This is a genomic window from Phycicoccus mangrovi (assembly GCF_018729305.1).
Taxonomy (GTDB): Bacteria; Actinomycetota; Actinomycetes; order Actinomycetales; family Dermatophilaceae; genus Phycicoccus; species Phycicoccus jejuensis.
This window is the reverse complement of the sequence record NZ_JAHHWP010000001.1, coordinates 114,724-133,204: the sequence shown is the minus strand read 5'-3', so window position 1 is coordinate 133,204 and position 18,481 is coordinate 114,724. Positions and strand designations below refer to the sequence as shown.

The 18,481-nt window shown below is 73.7% G+C and carries 15 protein-coding genes and 1 pseudogene; 11 read left to right on the top strand and 5 right to left on the bottom strand.

Features of this window, described 5'->3' with window-relative positions; genetic code table 11:
• The first annotated feature begins 173 nt into the window (after positions 1–173).
• From KMZ30_RS00620 to KMZ30_RS22180, 4 genes and pseudogenes are all read left to right on the top strand, one after another.
• Positions 174–1,793, top strand: a complete 1,620-nt coding sequence (locus KMZ30_RS00620) for a BCCT family transporter (RefSeq protein WP_215519836.1) — start codon at positions 174–176, stop codon at positions 1,791–1,793.
• A gap of 120 nt (positions 1,794–1,913) precedes the next feature.
• Positions 1,914–3,989, top strand: a pseudogene (locus KMZ30_RS00615) (GcvT family protein); the annotation flags it as partial.
• 445 nt (positions 3,990–4,434) lie between these two features.
• The gene (locus KMZ30_RS00610) at positions 4,435–5,208 is read left to right on the top strand and encodes an electron transfer flavoprotein subunit beta/FixA family protein (RefSeq protein WP_215513753.1); all 774 of its coding nucleotides are present in this window, start codon (positions 4,435–4,437) and stop codon (positions 5,206–5,208) included.
• Positions 5,205–6,161, top strand: coding sequence for an electron transfer flavoprotein subunit alpha/FixB family protein (locus KMZ30_RS22180; RefSeq protein WP_215513754.1), 957 nt, complete (start codon positions 5,205–5,207; stop codon positions 6,159–6,161). Before KMZ30_RS00610 ends, KMZ30_RS22180 begins: the two co-directional genes overlap by 4 nt.
• A 14-nt stretch (positions 6,162–6,175) precedes the next feature.
• On the opposite strand, the gene KMZ30_RS00600 is transcribed toward KMZ30_RS22180, so the two are convergent.
• A complete protein-coding gene (locus KMZ30_RS00600) occupies positions 6,176–7,027 on the bottom strand; it encodes a RecB family exonuclease (RefSeq protein WP_308279824.1) in 852 nt (283 codons plus the stop codon).
• A gap of 82 nt (positions 7,028–7,109) precedes the next feature.
• Between KMZ30_RS00600 and KMZ30_RS00595 the strand changes: the two genes are divergently transcribed.
• The 4 genes from KMZ30_RS00595 to betT all read left to right on the top strand — a co-directional run bounded on the left by KMZ30_RS00595 (position 7,110) and on the right by betT (position 13,923).
• Positions 7,110–8,498, top strand: a complete 1,389-nt coding sequence (locus KMZ30_RS00595) for an L-serine ammonia-lyase (protein ID WP_215513755.1) — start codon at positions 7,110–7,112, stop codon at positions 8,496–8,498.
• Positions 8,499–8,613: 115 nt separating this feature from the next.
• Positions 8,614–10,083 (top strand): aldehyde dehydrogenase family protein, encoded by a 1,470-nt coding sequence (locus KMZ30_RS00590; protein WP_215513756.1) that lies wholly within the window; start codon positions 8,614–8,616, stop codon positions 10,081–10,083.
• Positions 10,084–10,136: 53 nt separating this feature from the next.
• Positions 10,137–11,816: a choline dehydrogenase gene (gene betA, locus KMZ30_RS00585; RefSeq protein ID WP_215513852.1), complete on the top strand. Its 1,680-nt coding sequence runs from the start codon at positions 10,137–10,139 to the stop codon at positions 11,814–11,816.
• 22 nt (positions 11,817–11,838) lie between these two features.
• Complete coding sequence (gene betT / locus KMZ30_RS00580; protein ID WP_215513757.1) at positions 11,839–13,923, top strand: choline BCCT transporter BetT; 2,085 nt, start codon at positions 11,839–11,841, stop codon at positions 13,921–13,923.
• Here betT and KMZ30_RS00575 read toward each other — a convergent pair.
• Positions 13,847–15,055, bottom strand: a complete 1,209-nt coding sequence (locus KMZ30_RS00575) for an MFS transporter (protein WP_215513758.1) — start codon at positions 15,053–15,055, stop codon at positions 13,847–13,849. The genes betT and KMZ30_RS00575 overlap by 77 nt on opposite strands.
• Positions 15,056–15,081: 26 nt before the next feature.
• On the opposite strand from KMZ30_RS00575, the gene KMZ30_RS00570 reads away from it, so the two are divergent.
• Complete coding sequence (locus KMZ30_RS00570; protein ID WP_215513759.1) at positions 15,082–15,654, top strand: CGNR zinc finger domain-containing protein; 573 nt, start codon at positions 15,082–15,084, stop codon at positions 15,652–15,654.
• Between the two features lie 24 nt (positions 15,655–15,678).
• Here KMZ30_RS00570 and KMZ30_RS00565 read toward each other — a convergent pair whose 3' ends face one another.
• Positions 15,679–16,113: a hypothetical protein gene (locus KMZ30_RS00565; protein WP_215513760.1), complete on the bottom strand. Its 435-nt coding sequence runs from the start codon at positions 16,111–16,113 to the stop codon at positions 15,679–15,681.
• 72 nt (positions 16,114–16,185) lie between these two features.
• Between KMZ30_RS00565 and KMZ30_RS00560 the strand changes: the two genes are divergently transcribed.
• Positions 16,186–16,635 carry a hypothetical protein gene (locus KMZ30_RS00560; RefSeq protein WP_215513761.1) on the top strand — a complete coding sequence of 150 codons (450 nt, stop codon included), beginning with the start codon at positions 16,186–16,188 and terminating at the stop codon, positions 16,633–16,635.
• 44 nt (positions 16,636–16,679) lie between these two features.
• Positions 16,680–16,850, top strand: a complete 171-nt coding sequence (locus KMZ30_RS00555; protein ID WP_215513762.1) for a hypothetical protein — start codon at positions 16,680–16,682, stop codon at positions 16,848–16,850.
• Between the two features lie 21 nt (positions 16,851–16,871).
• Here KMZ30_RS00555 and purU read toward each other — a convergent pair whose 3' ends face one another.
• Complete coding sequence (gene purU / locus KMZ30_RS00550; RefSeq protein ID WP_215513763.1) at positions 16,872–17,723, bottom strand: formyltetrahydrofolate deformylase; 852 nt, start codon at positions 17,721–17,723, stop codon at positions 16,872–16,874.
• 67 nt (positions 17,724–17,790) lie between these two features.
• A complete protein-coding gene (locus KMZ30_RS00545; protein WP_215513764.1) occupies positions 17,791–18,345 on the bottom strand; it encodes a hypothetical protein in 555 nt (184 codons plus the stop codon).
• Positions 18,346–18,481 lie beyond the last annotated feature (136 nt).

The window sequence follows — 18,481 nt, the reverse complement described above, 5'->3', positions numbered from 1 at the left end:
CCCCCTACAGGGGGGCCGCGTGGCGGCCCTCCCCCCTCCCGCCCCCGCGGTGCCGCGGCCCCCCCCGGGGCGCCGCGCCACGCGGCCGTTGACGACGGACGTGATCCACCTCACACTGCTCCTGTTGTGTGATGCGCACAGCGTTCCGTCCAGCGCAACCGAGGGGCCCGGCCATGGCGACGACGACACCACCCCCGCTGACCACCGAGCAGGCGCCGGAGCCGCACCGGCGCTCCCCGATCGACAAGGTCGTCTTCGGGGTCGCGGCGACCCTCTCGCTCCTCTTCCTCGTCTACGGCGCGGTCGACGGCGAGGGCTTCGGCGAGACCGGCGGCAGCATCCTCGGCTGGATCACGACGAACTTCGGCTGGTTCTTCGTCCTGACCAGCGGCGGCTTCGTCGTCTTCAGCGCCTTCCTCGCCGTCAGCCGCTACGGCAACATCAAGCTCGGGCCGGACGACTCCGTGCCCGAGTTCTCGACCTTCTCGTGGGTCTCGATGATGTTCGCGACCGGCATGGGCATCGGGCTGATGTTCTACGGCGTCGCCGAGCCGCTCACCCACCTCAACACGCCGCCGCTCGGCCTCGCGGCACCGGGCAGCGAGGCGGCCGCGCACCTCGCGATGGAGTACACGTTCTTCCACTGGGGCTTCCACCCGTGGTCGATGTACGCCGTCATCGGGCTGACCATCGCGTACTTCGCCTACCGCAAGGGCTCGGGCAACCTCATCAGCGCCGCGTTCCGGCCGCTGCTCGGCGACCGCGTCGACGGCGCGGCCGGCAAGGGCATCGACACCCTCGCCGTCCTCGCGACCCTCTTCGGCTCGGCCACCTCGCTGGGCCTCGGGGCGCTGCAGATCACCGGCGGCCTCGCCGACGTCTTCTCCGGCCAGGAGTACGGCACGACGGCGGCCGTCGCCGTCATCGCCGTCCTCACGCTCTGCTTCGTCGTCTCGGCGGTCAGCGGCATCGACCGCGGCATCAAGTGGCTCTCCAACGCCAACGCCGTCGCCGCCGCGCTGCTCGCCCTCTTCCTCTTCGTCGTCGGGCCGACCGTGTTCATCTTCTCGACGTTCACCGAGTCGATCGGCGGCTACCTCACGCACCTGCCGACGATGAGCTTCCGCACCGGCGTCTTCGGCGGCGGCGAGTGGCTCAACGGCTGGACGATCTTCTACTGGGCCTGGTGGGTGTCGTGGACCCCGTTCGTCGGGATGTTCATCGCCCGCATCTCCAAGGGCCGCACCATCCGGCAGTTCGTCGTCTTCGTCATCGCCATCCCCTCGCTCGTCTCGTTCGTCTGGTTCTCGATCCTCGGCGGCGCCGCCTTCGACCTCCAGCTGACGAAGGGCGAGGACATGAAGGCGCTCGTCGACTCCGGGCTGGAGACGACGCTCTTCGGCACCCTGCGCGCCTACCCGCTCGCCACGCTCACCGTCGTGCTCGCCGTCTTCCTCATCGCCATCTTCTTCGTCACCGGCGCCGACTCGGCCTCGATCGTCATGGGGATGCTCAGCCAGGGCGGCGACGAGGAACCGCGGCGCTCGCTCGTCGTCTTCTGGGGCGTCGCCACCGGCGCGGTCGCGACGGTGCTGCTCGTCACCGGCGGCGAGGACGGCCTCGGGGCGCTGCAGACGGGGGTCATCGTCATCGGCTTCCCGTTCCTCATGGTGCTCATCGCGCTGTGCGTCTCGCTGTGGAAGGCGCTGCGGCAGGAGACCTTCGAGTCGACCCTCCAGGGGCCGATCCGGCGGCACCTGCGCGAGCACCCGGCGGGCCGCCGGGACGTGTGAGCCGGACGGCGGACGACCGGTTGGCACGGCGTCCGCCGTCTGCCATGCTGGGCGGACGTGTTGCACGATGAGCGCCGGGTTGCGCGATACGCACCACCGGCGTGACGGAAGGACCACCCCATGGCCGCTCTCCCCGCCTCCGCGCGCTGCGTCGTCATCGGCGCGGGCATCGTCGGGAACTCGCTCGTCCACCACCTCGCCGAGCTCGGCTGGACCGACATCGTCCAGCTCGACAAGGGGCCCCTGCCGAACCCCGGCGGCTCGACGGGCCACGCGAGCAACTTCATCTTCCCGGTCGACCACTCGCGCGAGTTCGCCGACATCACGCTCGACTCGATGCGCCAGTACAAGGAGCTCGGCGTCTTCACCGAGTCCGGCGGCTACGAGGTCGCGCGCACCGAGGAGCGGATGGAGGAGCTGCGCCGCCGGATGAGCAGCGCCAAGGCGTGGGGCATCCCCGCCGAGCTCGTCACCCCCGAGCAGGTCGCCGAGAAGGTGCCCTTCCTCGACAAGGACGTCATCATCGGCGCCGCGTGGTTCCCGACCGTCGGCGTCGTCGACAGCCTCCGCGCCGGCACGATCATGCGCGAGCGCGCCGTCGAGCGCGGCGCCCTGACGACCGTCCCCAACGTCGAGGTGACCGGGATGGAGGTCGTCGACGGACGCATCCGCGCGGTCGAGACCACCCAGGGCCGCATCGAGGCCGAGACCGTCGTCGTCGCCTGCGGCGTGTGGAGCCCGAAGATCGCCCGGATGGCCGGCGCGCACATCCCCCTGACCCCCGCGGTCCACCAGATGATCTCGGTCGGCCCCTGCGAGGTGCTCGCCGAGAAGCCGGGCGAGATCAGCTACCCGATCGTGCGCGACATGGACACGTTCTGCTACGAGCGCCAGCACGGCTCCGACATGGAGGTCGGCTCGTACGCACACCGGGCGATCCTCTGGGACCCCGAGGACATCCCCTCGATCGAGCAGAGCAAGCTCTCCCCCACCGAGATGCCGTTCACCGAGGACGACTTCGACCCGCAGCTCGAGCAGGCCCTCGAGCTCATGCCCGAGCTGCTCGGCGACGAGCGGGCCGAGATCCGCTACGCCATCAACGGCCTGCTGTCGCTGACCCCGGACGGCTACCCGATCCTCGGCGAGACGCCGGAGGTCAAGGGCCTCTGGTCGTGCGCCGCGGTGTGGATCAAGGAGGGCCCCGGCACCGCCCGCGCCGTCGCCGAGTGGATGACCCACGGCAACCCGGAGATCGACCTGGGGCACAGCGACATCGCGCGCTTCCACCCGCACCAGAAGACACGCGCGCACGTCAAGGCGCGCACGTCCGAGTCGTTCATCAAGACCTACGGCATCGTCCACCCCGCGGAGCAGTACGGCAGCAACCGCGACGTCCGCCTCGCGCCGATGCACGCCTCGCAGAAGGAGCTCGGCGCGGTCTTCTACGAGACCGCCGGCTGGGAGCGGCCGCACTGGTACACCTCGAACGCCGGGCTCGTCGAGAAGTTCGGCCCCGAGCAGACGATGCCGCGCGAGCACGAGTGGGACGCGCGCTGGTGGTCGCCGATCATCAACGCCGAGCACCTGCAGATGCGCGAGGCGGCCGGGCTCGTCGACCTCTCCGCGTTCGCGATCTTCGACGTCGTCGGGCCCAGGGCGCTCGAGGCCGTGCAGCGGATCATCGTGGCGCAGGCCGACGTCCGCATCGGCCGCGTCGTCTACACCCCGGTGCTCGACGAGCGCGGCGGGTTCCGCTCCGACCTCACGGTGATGCGCCTGGCGCACGACCGCTTCCGGGTCGTCACCGGCGGCGCGCACGGCATGGCCGACAAGAAGTGGTTCGCCGACCGGATGCCCGAGGACGGCGGCGCGGTCGTCGTCGACCTCACGTCGAGCTGGACGACGATCGGCCTCTGGGGCCCGAAGGCCCTCGAGATCCTCTCCGGCCTCACCGACGCCGACGTCTCGCCCGGCGGCTTCGCCTTCGGCACCTGCCGCGAGATCGAGGTCGGGACGCTGTCGGTGCTCGCCTCGCGCATCTCGTACGTCGGCGAGTTCGGCTGGGAGCTCTACGTGCCCATCGAGGCGGGAGCCGCACTGTGGCAGAAGCTCCTCGACGCCGGCACGCCGCTCGGGATGGTGCCCGTCGGCATCGGCGTCTACGGCACGACCGGGCGGATCGAGAAGGGCTACCGGGCCTACGGCTACGAGCTCGACACCGAGCGCACGCTGATGGAGACCGGCATGTCGCGGGCGAAGTGGAAGGAGCAGGACTTCGTCGGCAAGGACGCGGTGGTCGCGCAGGCCGGCGAGGCCCCGAAGGCGGTCCTCTGCTCGCTCACCGTCGACGACCACACGTCGGCGTCCGGTGTGAAGCGCTACATGCTCGGCGGCGAGCCGATCCTCACCCGCGAGGGCGGCACGCTGACCGACGGCCACGGCCGCCACCCGTACGTGACGACCGCCGGCTCCGCCCCGAGCCTCGGCAAGCACGTGCTCATGGCCTTCCTCCCGCCGGAGGTCGCCACGTCGGCACCGAGCTCGCCGTCTCGTACATGGAGGAGCTCTACCCGGTCACGGTCGCCGCCGCCGACGCGACCCCGCTCTTCGACCCCGAGAACCTGCGGATCCGGGGGCGGGCGTGACGAACGTCCTCGTCTGCGTCAAGCGCGTCCCCGACCCCACCGGCCAGGTCGTCCTCACCCCGGACGGGCTGCGCGTCGACGGCCGGTACGCCGGCTACACGACGAGCGCCCACGAGGAGGCCGCCGTCGCGCTGGCCGTCCAGGTCGCCGAGCCCTCGGGCGGCACCGTGACGGTGCTGTCGGTCGGCTCCGAGGACAGCCTCGAGCAGGTGCGCGCCGGCATCGCCGTCGGCGCCACCGACGGCGTGCTCGTCGAGGCCGACGCCGACCTCCTCGGCCCGGCCGACGTCGCCGAGGCCGTCGCGGAGGCCGTCCGGGCCCGCTCGGACGTGGGGACGACGTACGACCTCGTGCTCCTGGGCAACGACGCCGCCGACACCGGCGACTTCCAGGTCGGCGTCAGGCTGGCCTACCTCCTCGACCGTCCCGTCGTCGCGGGCGTGCAGACCGTCGCCGTCGACGGCGACGTCGCCACCCTGCACGCCGAGGGACCGGAGGGCACCGAGGTCTACGAGGTCGCCCTGCCCGCGGTGGTCACCGTCCTCGAGGGCGGGGTGTCGCCGAAGTACCCGAGCGTCATGGGGCGGATGCGCGCGAAGAAGGCCGAGGTCGAGCGGATGACGTGGTCGGGCACCCCCGGCGGGTCGGGCCGCGAGGCCCTCACCGTGCCCGAGGCGCCACCGAGCCAGGTCACCGTCCTCGGCGAGGGTCCGACCGCCGCGCCCGCCCTCGTCGCCGTCCTGCGCGAGCTCAAGGTGGTGCACTCGTGAGCGTCGTCGTCCTCGTCGAGGTCGAGGAGGGACGGGCCTCGCTCGTCTCCCGCGAGACCCTCGCCTTCGCCCGCTCCCTCGGCGCCGGCGACCTGCACGCCCTCGTCGTCGGGTCCGCGCCCGAGGCCGTCGTCGCCGACTGCCGCGAGGCCGGGGTCGTCGTCGTCCACGAGGCCGCCGACCCAGCGCTCGAGCGGTACGCCGCCGCGGCCTGGGCCGCGGCCGTCGAGGCGGCCGGCCGGGCCGCCCGCGCGGACCTCGTCGTGGCGCCGGGCACCGGCCGCGGCAACGAGGTCCTCGCCCACGTCGCCGCCCGCCGCGGGCTGCGGATGGCCGCCAACGTCGTCTCCGTCGAGTCGCTCTCGCCGCTCGTCGTCCAGCGCCAGGTCGTCGGCGGCGCCGCCCTCGAGCGGGCGACGGTCCCGAGCCGGGTCCGGCTGCTGTCGATGGCCGGCCACGCCGTCGAGCCCACACCCGCCGACACCCCCGGCGAGGCGCGCGTCCAGCCGCTGGCCGTCGCCGTCGACCCCAAGGACCTGCGCGCGCAGGTCGTCCGCGTCGAGCGGCGCGAGCAGGGCGACAGCTCGGGGCTGACCGCGGCCAAGGTCGTCGTCGGCGCCGGCCGCGGCGCCGGCGGCCCGGACGGCTTCGCGGCGGTCGACGCGCTGGCGCAGCGGCTCGGCGGGGCCGTCGGCGTGTCGCGCGTCGTCACCTCGCTCGGCTGGCGCCCGCACCACGAGCAGGTCGGCCAGACCGGCTCGCGCATCGCACCGGACCTCTACCTCGCCTGCGGCATCTCGGGGTCGATCCAGCACTGGGCGGGCTGCGCCTCCAGCCGGACGATCATCGCCGTCAACACCGACGCGGACGCCCCGATGGTGACCAAGGCCGACTACGCGGTGATCGGCGACATGCACGAGGTGCTGCCGGCCGTGCTCGAGGAGCTCGGCTGAGCGGGCACCCGCCCTCAGTCCTCGAGCGCGGCCCAGTCCGCCTTCTCGGGAGCCGCGGCCTGCCCCTCGGGGCAGTGCGCCCGCAGGTCGCACCAGCCGCACAGCGGACCGGTGACGGCGGGGAACATCGAGGACCCCGCCCCGTGGCGGGCGAAGTCGGCGTCGGCCCGGCGCGCGTCGCGCATGATCGAGCGTGCCCGCTCGACGTGCCGGCCGATCGACTCCCCGGTGTGCTCGTGGGCGGCGACCGTGCCCGAGGGCACGTGGTGCAGCTCGACCCGGCGGACCGGGCGGCGGAACATCTTCCAGACGGCCGCGGCGTACAGGGCGAGCGGCAGCGAGGTGCGCGCGTCGTCGTCGGTCGAGACCTGGCGCGAGGTCTTGTAGTCGACGACGACGAGCTCGCCGTCGCGGTCGTCGAGCCGGTCGATGCGACCCTGCACGCGCAGGTCGTCGCTGACGAACGAGACGGTGCGCTCGATGCCGACCGGCCGCTGCTGCGGGCCGGAGCGCTCGAGGTAGGCGACGACCGCGTCCTGCATCCGGGCCCGCCAGCGGGCGGACTGGGCAGCGTCGCGGAAGCCGACGTCGATCCAGGCCTTCTCCACCAGGCGGGCGCCGACCTGCGGGGTGCGCTCGGGCTGGTCCCACCAGTCGCGCAGCGCGTTGTGCACGGCGTTGCCGAGCGAGGTGTGGGCCCGCTGCGCCCGGGCCGGCGGGCGCGGGCGGTCGAGGTAGGCCAGGCGGTAGCGGCGCGGGCAGTCGAGGAAGGTGAGCAGCTTGCTCGGGCTGCCGCCCCACAGGGGCTCGGGCATGCCGGGGAACGCCGCCTGCTGCGGCTGCGCCTGCTCCCCCGTGCCCGTCACGGCACCGACGGTAGCCGGTGCGTCCGACGCGCCCGCAGGCCCGTCCCCGGGCGCCACCGGCGGATGACACACTGAGCGCCTCATGGCCATCTCCTCCTTCGACCTGTTCTCCGTCGGCATCGGTCCCTCCAGCTCGCACACCGTGGGCCCGATGCGCGCCGCCCACACCTTCGTCACGGCGCTGCGCGAGGACGGCCTGCTCCCCCGCGTCGGCCGGGTGAAGGCCGAGCTCTTCGGCTCGCTCGGCGCCACCGGCCACGGCCACGGCTCGGTCAAGGCCGTGCTCCTCGGCCTCGAGGGTGAGGCGCCCGAGACCACCGACCCGCGCGCCGCCGAGAACCGCGTCGACGAGGTCCGTGCCGCGCGCACGCTGCACCTCGGCGGCAGCCACGACGTCGCCTGCGACCCCGACGTCGACGTCGTCCTGCACCGCCGCGCGACCCTGCCCTTCCACTCCAACGGGATGCGCTTCACCGCGTGGGCCGCGGCCGACCCGGCCGAGGGTGAGGAGCCGCTGCGCACCCGCGAGTACTACTCGGTCGGGGGTGGCTTCGTGCTCGACCAGGACGAGGTGGGGCAGAACGAGATCGTCCCCGACCACACGCCCGTCCGGTACCCGTTCACCACCGGCGCGCAGCTGCTCCAGCGGTGCGCCGAGACCGGCCTGCCGATCAGCGGCGTCATGCTCGCCAACGAGCTCTCGTGGCGCACCGAGGCGGAGGTCCGCGCCGGCCTGCTGCACCTCTGGGAGGTGATGCAGGAGTGCGTCGACAACGGCTGCCGCACCGACGGCGTCCTCCCCGGCGGCCTGCGCGTCCAGCGCCGCGCGCCCCGGCTCGTGCGCCAGCTGCGCCGCGAGCACGCCGGCGACCCGCTCGCCGCGATGGACTGGGTGACCCTCTACGCGCTCGCCGTCAACGAGGAGAACGCCAGCGGCGGGCGCATCGTCACCGCCCCGACGAACGGCGCGGCGGGCATCATCCCGGCGGTCCTGCACTACTACACGCGCTTCGTGCCGGGCGCCGACGACGACGGGGTCGTGCGCTTCCTCCTGACCGCGGCCGCCATCGGCACGCTCTACAAGGAGAACGCCTCGATCTCCGGCGCCGAGGTCGGCTGCCAGGGCGAGGTGGGGTCCGCCTGCTCGATGGCCGCCGGCGCCCTCGCCGAGGTCCTCGGCGGCACCCCCGGCCAGGTCGAGAACGCGGCCGAGATCGGCATCGAGCACAACCTCGGCCTCACCTGCGACCCGGTCGGCGGGCTCGTCCAGATCCCCTGCATCGAGCGCAACGCCGTCGCGTCGGTCAAGGCCATCACCGCCGCCCGGCTCTCGCTGCGCGGCGACGGCCGCTCCGCCGTCGTCTCGCTCGACAAGGCGATCAAGACGATGCGCGACACCGGGCGCGACATGAAGGTCAAGTACAAGGAGACCGCGCGCGGCGGGCTCGCCGTCAACGTCATCGAGTGCTGAGGCCGGGCCACCTCTCCCTCCCCAGCGCGCTCGCCTGACCTGCACTCCTTGACGGTCGGAGCGCTTCTCCGACAGGCTGGTCCATCCGTCCCCCACCCCGACAGTCAGGACGACCATGGCCGACCTGTACCTCGACGGCGCCTGGGTCGGCGCCGCTGCCGGCGGTCGCCGGACCATCGTCTGCCCTGCCGACGGCACGACCGTCGGCGAGGTCGACGAGGCCGACGAGACCGACACCCTCGCGGCGATCGACGCCGCCCGCCGCGCGGCCGACGACGGCCGCTGGCGCGACACGCCACCCGCCGAGCGGGCCGCCGCCCTCGGGCGCATCGCGGACATCCTCGAGCGCGACACCGACGAGATCGCGCGCGCCGAGGCCCTCGACACCGGCAAGCGCTTCGAGGAGGGCAAGCTCGACGTCGCCGACGTCGTGAGCGTCTTCCGCTTCTACGCCGGCAAGGGCGAGGACGTCGAGCGCGTCCGCGAGGTCGACCCCGGCCAACCGCACGTGCGCAGCCGGGTCCTCCGTGAGCCGATCGGCGTCTGCTCGCTCATCACGCCGTGGAACTACCCGCTGCTGCAGGCCAGCTGGAAGGTCGCGCCGTGCCTGCTGGCGGGCAACACCTTCGTGCTCAAGCCGAGCGAGATCACGCCGCACTCGACGATCCTCATGGTCCGCGCGATCGAGGAGGCCGGCGTGCCGGCCGGCGTCGCCAACCTCGTCCTCGGCACCGGCCCAGGGTGCGCCGGCCCGATGTCGACCGACCCGCGCGTCGACCTCGTGTCGTTCACCGGCAGCCTCGCCGTCGGCAAGCACCTCATGAAGCAGGCCGCCGACACCGTCAAGCGCGTCGCCCTCGAGCTCGGCGGCAAGAACCCGAACATCGTCTTCGCCGACGCCGACCGCGAGGCCGCGATCGACAACGCGATGACGGCGGTCTTCCTCCACTCCGGCCAGGTCTGCTCGGCCGGCGCCCGGCTGCTCGTCGAGGAGTCGGTCGCGGAGGAGGTCGTCGACACGATCGTCGAGCGCGCCGGGGCCATCCGGATGGGCCCGCCGTTCGACGAGGACGCGCAGACCGGGTCGCTGACCAGCGCCGAGCACCTGAAGAAGGTCGAGGACTACGTCGCGACCGGGCTCGCCGAGGGCGCCCGGCTGCGCTGCGGCGGCGCCCGCCCCGACGACGAGCGGCTCGCGAACGGCTACTACTACCTGCCCACCGTCCTCGACCGGTGCGACGTCGACATGCACGTCGTCCAGGAGGAGTCGTTCGGGCCGGTCCTCACGGTCGAGACCTTCCGTACCGAGGAGGAGGCGGTCCGCCTCGCCAACGCCACCCGCTACGGCCTCGCCGGCGCGGTGTGGACCGGCGACCCCGAGCGGGCCCGCCGCGTCGCCCGGGCGCTGCGCCTGGGCACCGTGTGGGTCAACGACTACCACCCGTACGTCGCCCCCGCCGAGTGGGGCGGCCACAAGCAGTCCGGCATCGGCCGCGAGCTCGGCGAGCTCGGCCTCGAGGAATACCAGGAGACCAAGCACGTGTGGGAGAACACCGAGCCGGCCCCGACGGGGTGGTTCTCATGAGCATGCTCGACCGCGTCACCGACACCGCCCGGAGCCTGCGCGACCGGACGACGATGGCCGAGGTCCCCGACCACGTCGACTACGTCGTCGTCGGCGGCGGCAGCGCCGGGTCCGTCCTCGCCAACCGCCTCTCGGCCGACCCCGGCACGAGCGTGCTCGTCCTCGAGGCCGGCCGCAACGACCTCAAGCTCGACCCGTTCATCCACATGCCGGCCGCGCTGCCCTTCCCCATCGGCAGCCGGTTCTACGACTGGAAGTACGAGTCCGAGCCCGAGCCGCACATGAACGGCCGGCGGATCTACCACGCGCGCGGCAAGGTCCTCGGTGGGTCGAGCTCGATCAACGGGATGATCTTCCAGCGCGGCAACCCCAAGGACTACGAGCGCTGGGGCGCCGACCCGGGGATGTCCGACTGGGACTACGCGCACTGCCTGCCGTACTTCAAGCGGATGGAGACCTGCCTCGCCGGCGCCGACACCTGGCGCGGCGGCGACGGGCCCCTCGTCATGGAGCGCGGCCCGGCCACGAACCCGCTGTTCACGGCGTTCTTCGACGCCGCCGAGCAGGCCGGCTACCCGCGCACGAGCGACGTCAACGGCTACCGGCAGGAGGGGTTCGCACCCTTCGACCGCAACGTCCACCGCGGCCGCCGCCTCTCCGCCGCGCGCGCCTACCTCCACCCCGTCATCGACCGCCCGAACCTCCACGTCCGCACCCTCGCGATGACGACGAAGGTGCTCTTCGAGGGCACCCGCGCGGTCGGGGTCGAGTACCTCGCGTTCGGGCGGAGGCACACGGTGCGTGCCGGCGAGGTCATCCTCTCCGGCGGCGCGATCAACACGCCCCAGCTGCTCCAGCTCTCGGGCGTCGGCGACCCCGAGCTGCTGCGGCCGCTCGGCATCGACGTCGTCTCCGGCCTGCGCGGGGTCGGCGAGCACCTCCAGGACCACCTCGAGGTGTACATCCAACACGCCTGCACCCAGCCGGTCTCGATCGCGCCGGGGCTCGCGTACAAGAACCGCCCGAAGCTCGCCGCCGAGTGGCTGTTCCTGCGCAAGGGCCTCGGGGCGACGAACCACTTCGAGGGCGGCGGCTTCGTCCGCAGCAACGACGACGTCGACTACCCGAACCTCATGTTCCACTTCCTGCCGATCGCGATCCGCTACGACGGCTCGAGCCCGGTCGAGGGCCACGGCTACCAGGTGCACATCGGCCCGATGTACTCCGACGCCCGCGGCTGGCTGCGCATCCGCAGCGCCGACCCGCGGATGAAGCCGGCCATGCAGTTCAACTACCTCTCGACCGACCAGGACCGGCGCGAGTGGGTCGAGGCGATCCGCGTCTCGCGCGAGATCCTCGCCCAGCCGGCCTTCGCCCCCTACGACGGCGGCGAGATCTCGCCCGGGTCGACGGTCGAGACCGACGAGGAGATCCTCGACTGGGTGCGCGCCGACGCCGAGACCGCCCTGCACCCCAGCTGCACCGCCCGGATGGGCACCGACGACCTGTCGGTGCTCGACCCGACGTCGATGCGCGTCCACGGCACCGAGGGCCTGCGGGTCGTCGACGCCAGCGCGATGCCATACGTGACCAACGGCAACATCTACGCGCCGGTCGTCATGCTCGCCGAGAAGGCGGCCGACCTCATCACCGGGGCCACCCCGCTGCCGCCCTCGGACGCGCCCTGGTACGACCTGCGGGCCGGGAGCCCGCTCGACCCGCCGACGTCCTGACCGCCCCACCGAGGAGGACCCGATGAGCGCCGCCACCGACACCCCGCCGACCGACACCCCCGAGGCCGGGCCACCGGACGGCGGCGGCACGACGGGCCTCCTCGGCGGGCCACCGGTCCGGATGCCGGTCTTCGTCGCGTCCCTGACCGGCGTGCTCGTCGTCGCGCTCTGGGCGCTGTTCGCCCCATCGTCCGCCGAGAGCGCCCTCGGCGCCCTCACCACGTGGGCCACCCAGTGGTTCGGGTGGTTCTACGTCCTGCTCGCGACGGTCGTGCTCGGCTTCGTCATCTGGCTCGGGCTCTCGCGCTACGGCCACGTGCGGCTCGGCCCGGACCACTCGCGCCCCGAGTTCTCGACCTTCGCCTGGGCCTCGATGCTCTTCGCCGCCGGCATCGGCACGGACGTCATGTTCTACTCCGTCGTCGAGCCGGCGACCCAGTACATGGCGCCGCCCGCGGGCGGGCCGGCTCCCGAGAGCATCGGGGCCGCGCGCGACGCGACGGTGTGGACGCTCTTCCACTACGGCGTCACCGGCTGGGGCATGTACGCGCTGATGGGCCTGGCCCTTGGGTACTTCTGCTACCGCAAGAACCTGCCGCTGGCCGTCCGCTCGGCGCTGGCCCCGGTGCTCGGCAAGCGGATCGGCGGCCCGCTCGGCCACGCCGTCGACACCGCCGCGGTGCTCGGGACGATCTTCGGCGTCGCGACCTCCCTCGGCATCGGCGTGGTCTTCCTCAACGTCGGGCTCAACGTCCTCTTCGGCGTCGGCGTCGGCACCGGGGCGCAGATCGCCCTCGCCGCCCTGGCCGTCGTCATGGCGGCCGTCTCGGCGACGACGGGTGTCGACCGCGGCATCCGGTTCCTGTCGCAGCTCAACGTGCTGCTCGCCCTCGGCCTCGCGGCGTGGGTGCTCGTCACCGGCAACACCGGCCTCCTCCTCAACGGCGCGGTGGCCAACGTCGGCGACTTCCTGCGCACCTTCCCGGCCAAGACGATGGAGACCTTCCCCTTCGTCGACAACGCGACGTGGATGAGCACGTGGACCCTCTTCTTCTGGGCCTGGTGGGTCGCCTGGGCGTCCTTCGTCGGGCTCTTCCTCGCCCGGATCTCGCGCGGCCGGACCATCCGGCAGTTCGTCCTCGGCACGCTCGTCATCCCGTTCGCGTACATCGTCATGTGGATCTCGATCTTCGGGAACGCCGCGATCGAGCGAATCCGCGGCGGCGACACCACCTTCGCGCAGACGGCGCAGGACTTCACCGGTGTCGGCTTCTACGACCTGCTCTCGCAGTACCCGGCGGGCCAGGTCGTCATCGCGCTGGCGTTCTTCGTCGGGCTGCTCTTCTACGTCACCTCCGCCGACTCCGGCGCGCTCGTCATGGCCAACCTCACGAGCCGGCTCGGCGACCTCACCGAGGACGCGGCGGGCTGGCTGCGCATCACGTGGGCGGCCGCGACCGGTCTGCTGACCATCGCGATGCTCCTCGTCGGCGGCATCACCGCGCTGCAGTACGCGACGATCATCTTCGGCCTGCCCTTCGCCGTCGTGCTCGTGCTCGTCATGGTCGGGCTCGTGCGCGCCCTGCGCGTCGAGGGACGCCGGGCCGACAGCCGGACGCAGAGCATGTACGGCCTGCTCTCGGCGCGGGCCGCGACGACCCGCCGCGAGGACCGCGCGACGTCGTGGCGCGCGCGCGTCGCGCGGGCGACGAACTTCGTCGACCGCCGCGACGCCGTCCGGCACCTCGAGGAGGTCGTCGCGCCGGCGCTCGCCGAGGTCGGCGAGGAGCTCTGCCGCCACGAGGTCGAGACGACCTGCGAGGTCGACCTCGGGGGCACCACCCCGTCGGTCACGCTGCGCACCCCGGCCGCCGAGCCACCGTTCGTCTACCGCGTCGAGGTCGAGATGGCCCCGGTGCCGACCTACGGGGGCCGGATGGTCCAGAGCCGCGACTCCTACGCCCGCCTCGAGGTGCACCTCTCCGACGGCGGGCAGGGCTACGACGTCATGGGCTGGTCCGCGGCGCAGGTCATCCACGACTGCCTCGACCACTACGAGCGCCACCTCGAGTTCCTGCGGCTCGCGGAGCCGACCACCCCGGCCTGAGCGCCACGGGCGGCCGGGCGTGACCGGCCGCGAGGAGCAGGGCCACCGCCGCGCCGGCGAGCCACGGCGCGGCGGGGTCCAGCCCGAGGAGCGCACCCCCGAGCAGCGGCGCGACGAGCGTCGCGACCCCCCACGAGAGCCCCTGGACCGTCATGACGGCGGCCTCGGTGCCGGGGATCGCCAGGCGGGACGCCACCGCCTGCTGGGTCCCGACGACGAGCGTCCCGGCGGCACCCTCGAGGACCGCACCGGTGACGAGCGCCGGCACGCCACCGACCGCCCACGCCGCGAGCGCCGCCCCGAGCAGCACGAAGCCGGCCGCGAGCACCCGGTGCGCCGGCACGTCGACCTCGACCCGGGCGAGGACCCGGTGCGTGGCGACCGCCGACAACGCGCCGGCCACGAGGAGCCAGGCGGTGGTCGAGGGCGGGTGGCCGGCCCGCTCGACGGCCAGCGGGAGGACGAGCACGACGACCATGACGACGGTGGCCGAGACGGTGCACAGCCCGGCCCACCCGAGCACCCGCGGGCGCAGCGCGGTCCGCCAGGCCCGGGGCACCCGGGACGGCCGCGGCAGCGTCGGCAGGAGCAGCGCGACGAGCGCCGCGGCGAGGAGGCTGCTCGCGGCGTCGACGGCGAAGAGGGCGCCGACCCCCCAGCGGGTGACGAGGGCGGCGAGCACGCCGGCGACGACCCCGGCCACCGAGAGGCTCGCCCAGAGCAGCGAGAAGCGCGAGGCCCGACGCCCCGGCTCGACGCCCGCGACGACGGCGGTCTGGGTCGCCGGCTCGACGACCTCGTAGGCCAGCCCGAGGGCGACGACGCCCGCGACGACGACGAGGAGGTCGTCACCGGCCGCCACGACCGCCTGGGCCACACCGGCCGCGGCCAACCCGGCGACGAGGGCTGCGCGTGGCCCCCACCGGGCCGTCACGACGCCGCCGAGGACCCGCGAGGGGATCGTCGCCGCGCCGAAGAGCGCCAGGACGACCGAGGTCGTGCCGAGCGGTACCCCCAGGTCGCGCGTGAGCCGGACCCCGAGGAAGCCCATCCCGGCGCCCCCGAGCCGGTTGACGACGCGGGCGGCGACGAGGACACCGATGACTGACGTAGGCTGCTTCAGCAGTGACACGCACGTGAGAGTAGGTACCTTCCGTCATGCGTTTCAACAGTCACGTCGACGCCGTGCTCGACACGACGGTCCGCCTCGTCAACGCCCTGACCCCGGGTACCGACGGCGGCCGCGACCACCCCGCACCGACGAGCACCGACCTGCGCGACGCGGTCGTGCAGGCGGTCCGCTACGACGGCTACGACCCGCGCCCGTCGGCCCGGGACCTCGCCGACCTGCTGCCCGAGGTCCACGCGGCCCGCGAGGTCGTCGAGCACCTGGACGCGGGGCGCGACGACGCCGCCGCCGACCTCGTCAACCGCATGCTGCGCCGTACGCAGGCCCACCCCGAGCTCGACCGCTCCCCCGACGGGCGCTGGGCCATCCACTTCCACGGCCCCGACACCTCCTTCGCGCGCGGGTGGTCCGCGGGCATGGCCGCCGGGCTCGCCATGGCGATGGGTGGCGACCTCGGCTCGCGGCTCGGGGTGTGCCGGGCGCCGGCGTGCGACCGGGTCTGGGTCGACCGCAGCCGCAACACCCACCGGCGCTTCTGCTCCACGCGCTGCCAGAACCGGGTCAAGGCGGCCGCGCACCGCCGACGCACCCGGCACGGCTGAGCCGAGGCCGTCCCCGACGGAGGCTCACGACGCGAGGTCGTCGGCAGCGCGCAGCGGCGCGGGGAAGGACCGGACGGCCGCCGGGGTGGCGACGAAGGCCGCGACGAGCGGGACCCCGAGCCGGCGGCAGACGTCGAGGACCATCTCGTGCCACGCGCGGTCGGTGTCGGTGAGCAGCACCGAGCCGTCGCGACCGCGGGCGAGCACCACCCCGCCGAGGTCGAGCGGGCCCAGCGCCTCGACGAGGCCGTCGCGCAACATCCACGGGTCGCGCGCGTCGCCCACCTCGCCGACGACGAAGGGCGTGCGCAGCCGCAGGTCGGGCTCGAGCAGGAGGAAGGCGGCGCAGCCACCGACGCGGTCGGCGTGGGACACGACGAGGTCGACGACGTCGGCCGCGAGGAGCGGGTCGTCGAGCGGCAGGTCGGGCCAGGTCTCGGGCAGGTCGTCGAAGCTCATGCCCCGAGCGTGGCCGAAACCCGCGGGAGCGCCGCGGGGTTTTCCACAGGGCCGTGCCCGTAGCGTCGGTCCATGGCCCACGACTCCGTCGACGACGCGCACACCCGACCCGCCGGCACGAGCGACGCCACGGTCGCCGCCCTCGGCAAGCTCTCGGAGGCCCTCGAGGTCGTCGAGGAGGCCCGCGGCCACCTCTACGCCTTCCACCGCCGCTGCGGGACGGCCGACCTCACCCTCGGCGAGGCGGTCGACGCGCTGCGCGACGCCGGCCACACCGAGCTCGCCGACCGCGTCGAGACCGGCCTCGTCGGCCGCAACGTCCTCGCCGGACGCTGGTCCTTCCAGGTCGTCGAGGAGTACGACGACGGGTACTACGCGACCTTCCGCGAGCACGAGCGGCGGGCCCGCGAGGAGCTGATGGAGGGCCGCCGGCACGTCTTCGAGGCGGAGATGAAGGAGGACCGGCGCACCGCCGGGCGCGCCGGGCACGCCGCCACCCCGGAGGACTCCTCGCGCGGCTGAGGGGGCGCTCGTATCACCGCGGCCCACCCGGGGCTCCTCACCGCATGAGGACCATCACCCCGGGCATCGCCCGCGCCGTCACCCCGTCCGACTGGACTCCCGAGCAGCTCGCCCGCCGCGAGGCCCCGCCCCGGCAGCTGCACCTGCCGCGCATCCCCCGGCCGGTGGCGCCGCACCTGCCGCACCTCGGCGTCGCGCGGCACCGCACGCCCTGAGCCGCAGGGCGGCCCGTCGGGTCAGTCGAAGACGACCGTCCGCGTCCCGTTGAGGAGGATGCGCGACTCGCAGTGCCACCGGACGGCCCGCGCGAGCACCCGCGACTCGACCTCCTCGCCGGCCCGGACGAGCGCCTCGGGCGTCATCCGGTGGTCGGCGCGCACGACGTCCTGCTCGATGATCGGCCCCTCGTCGAGGTCCGGCGTCACGTAGTGCGCGGTCGCACCGACGAGCTTGACCCCCCGCTCGTGCGCCTGGTGGTAGGGCTTGGCGCCCTTGAACGAGGGCAGGAACGAGTGGTGGATGTTGATGACGCGCCCCTCGAGGTCGCGCGCCAGCGAGTCCGAGAGGACCTGCATGTAGCGGGCGAGGACGACGAGGTCGACGTCGTGCTCGGCGACGACCTCGCGCAGCCGCGCCTCGGCCTCGGCCTTCGTGTCGGCCGTCACCGGCACGTGGACGAACGGGATGCCGTAGGAGGCGACGAGCGGCTCGAGGTCGCGGTGGTTGGAGACCACGGCGGGGACGTCGAGGTTGAGCTGCCCGCTGCGCCACCGGAAGAGCAGGTCGTTGAGGCAGTGCCCGAAGCGGCTGACCATGAGCAGCGCGCGGGTCGGCGTGTGCGCGTCGCGCAGCGACCACTGCATCGCGAAGCGTTCGGCGACGGGTGCCAGGAGCTCCTGCCAGTGCTCGACGCCGAGGTCGTCCCCCGCCACGGACCACCGGATGCGCAGGAAGAACTGGTCGGTGCGCACGTCGTCGAACTGCTGGCTCTCCTCGATGTTGCCGCCGTGCTCGAAGAGCAGGGTGGTGACGGCCGCGACGATGCCGGGGCGGTCGGGGCAGGACAGGAGCAGGACGTACTCGGGCACGGGTCCACCGTACGGAGGTCCGGCCCGGCGGCGCGTGCGCGTCCGCCGGGCCGGGCGCCGGGTGGGGTCAGCTGCCGGACGTCGAGGGCGCCGCCGAGGGGGCGGGGGCCGGCGCGCAGTCCGCACCACCGGTGGGCGGGGCCGGGGCGGCCGGGGCCTCGCCGGCCTTCGGCGCGGCGGGAGCAGCACCGTCCTTCGGCGCGGCCGGGGCCTCGCCGGCCTTCGGCGGGGTCGGGGCCCGGCCGTCGGCCGGCGGCGCGGGGGGCGTCGCGCAGCCGCACGTCGTCCCGGTCGTGCCGTCGGACGGGGCGGTCGAGCCGTCGCCCGTCGCGCCGGACCCGTCACCGGTCGTGCCGGAGCCGTCGGTCGAGGGCACGGTCACGGACGGGGCGGTCGTGCTCGTCGGGGTCGACGGGCCGTCGGCGTACGCCGCGCCCATCCACATCCCGCCGCCGATGAGGGCGGCCGCCGCCACGCCGGCGGCGACGGTGAAGCGGGTGCGGGTGCGCCGGGCGGGCGCCTCGGCGACAGGGGCGGCCGACGACGGCAGGGCTGCCATCTCGTGCGTGTCCCACCACTGCGGGGCGCGGTCGGGCTGGTTGCGGTACAGGTTGTCGTCCACGGTCGGACTCCTCGGTGCGGGGCCCACCCCGGTGGCGGGCCGTCGACATCGAGCCTGCGGACGCATCCTCAAGCGAGCCTCAAGCCGGCGACCGGTGCGCGCACTTTGAGGAAACCTTGAGGCCGGCGACCCAGAC

What these genes read in the sequence shown, in the direction of transcription:
- KMZ30_RS00620 (WP_215519836.1), top strand. Translation starts at nt 174, where the DNA reads ATGGCGACGACGACACCACCCCCGCTGACCACCGAGCAGGCGCCGGAG.
- KMZ30_RS00595 (WP_215513755.1), top strand. Translation starts at nt 7,110, where the DNA reads ATGGCCATCTCCTCCTTCGACCTGTTCTCCGTCGGCATCGGTCCCTCC.
- KMZ30_RS00590 (WP_215513756.1), top strand. Translation starts at nt 8,614, where the DNA reads ATGGCCGACCTGTACCTCGACGGCGCCTGGGTCGGCGCCGCTGCCGGC.
- betA (WP_215513852.1), top strand. Translation starts at nt 10,137, where the DNA reads ATGGCCGAGGTCCCCGACCACGTCGACTACGTCGTCGTCGGCGGCGGC.
- betT (WP_215513757.1), top strand. Translation starts at nt 11,839, where the DNA reads ATGAGCGCCGCCACCGACACCCCGCCGACCGACACCCCCGAGGCCGGG.
- KMZ30_RS00570 (WP_215513759.1), top strand. Translation starts at nt 15,082, where the DNA reads ATGCGTTTCAACAGTCACGTCGACGCCGTGCTCGACACGACGGTCCGC.
- KMZ30_RS00565 (WP_215513760.1), bottom strand. Translation starts at nt 16,113, where the DNA reads ATGAGCTTCGACGACCTGCCCGAGACCTGGCCCGACCTGCCGCTCGAC.
- KMZ30_RS00560 (WP_215513761.1), top strand. Translation starts at nt 16,186, where the DNA reads ATGGCCCACGACTCCGTCGACGACGCGCACACCCGACCCGCCGGCACG.
- KMZ30_RS00555 (WP_215513762.1), top strand. Translation starts at nt 16,680, where the DNA reads ATGAGGACCATCACCCCGGGCATCGCCCGCGCCGTCACCCCGTCCGAC.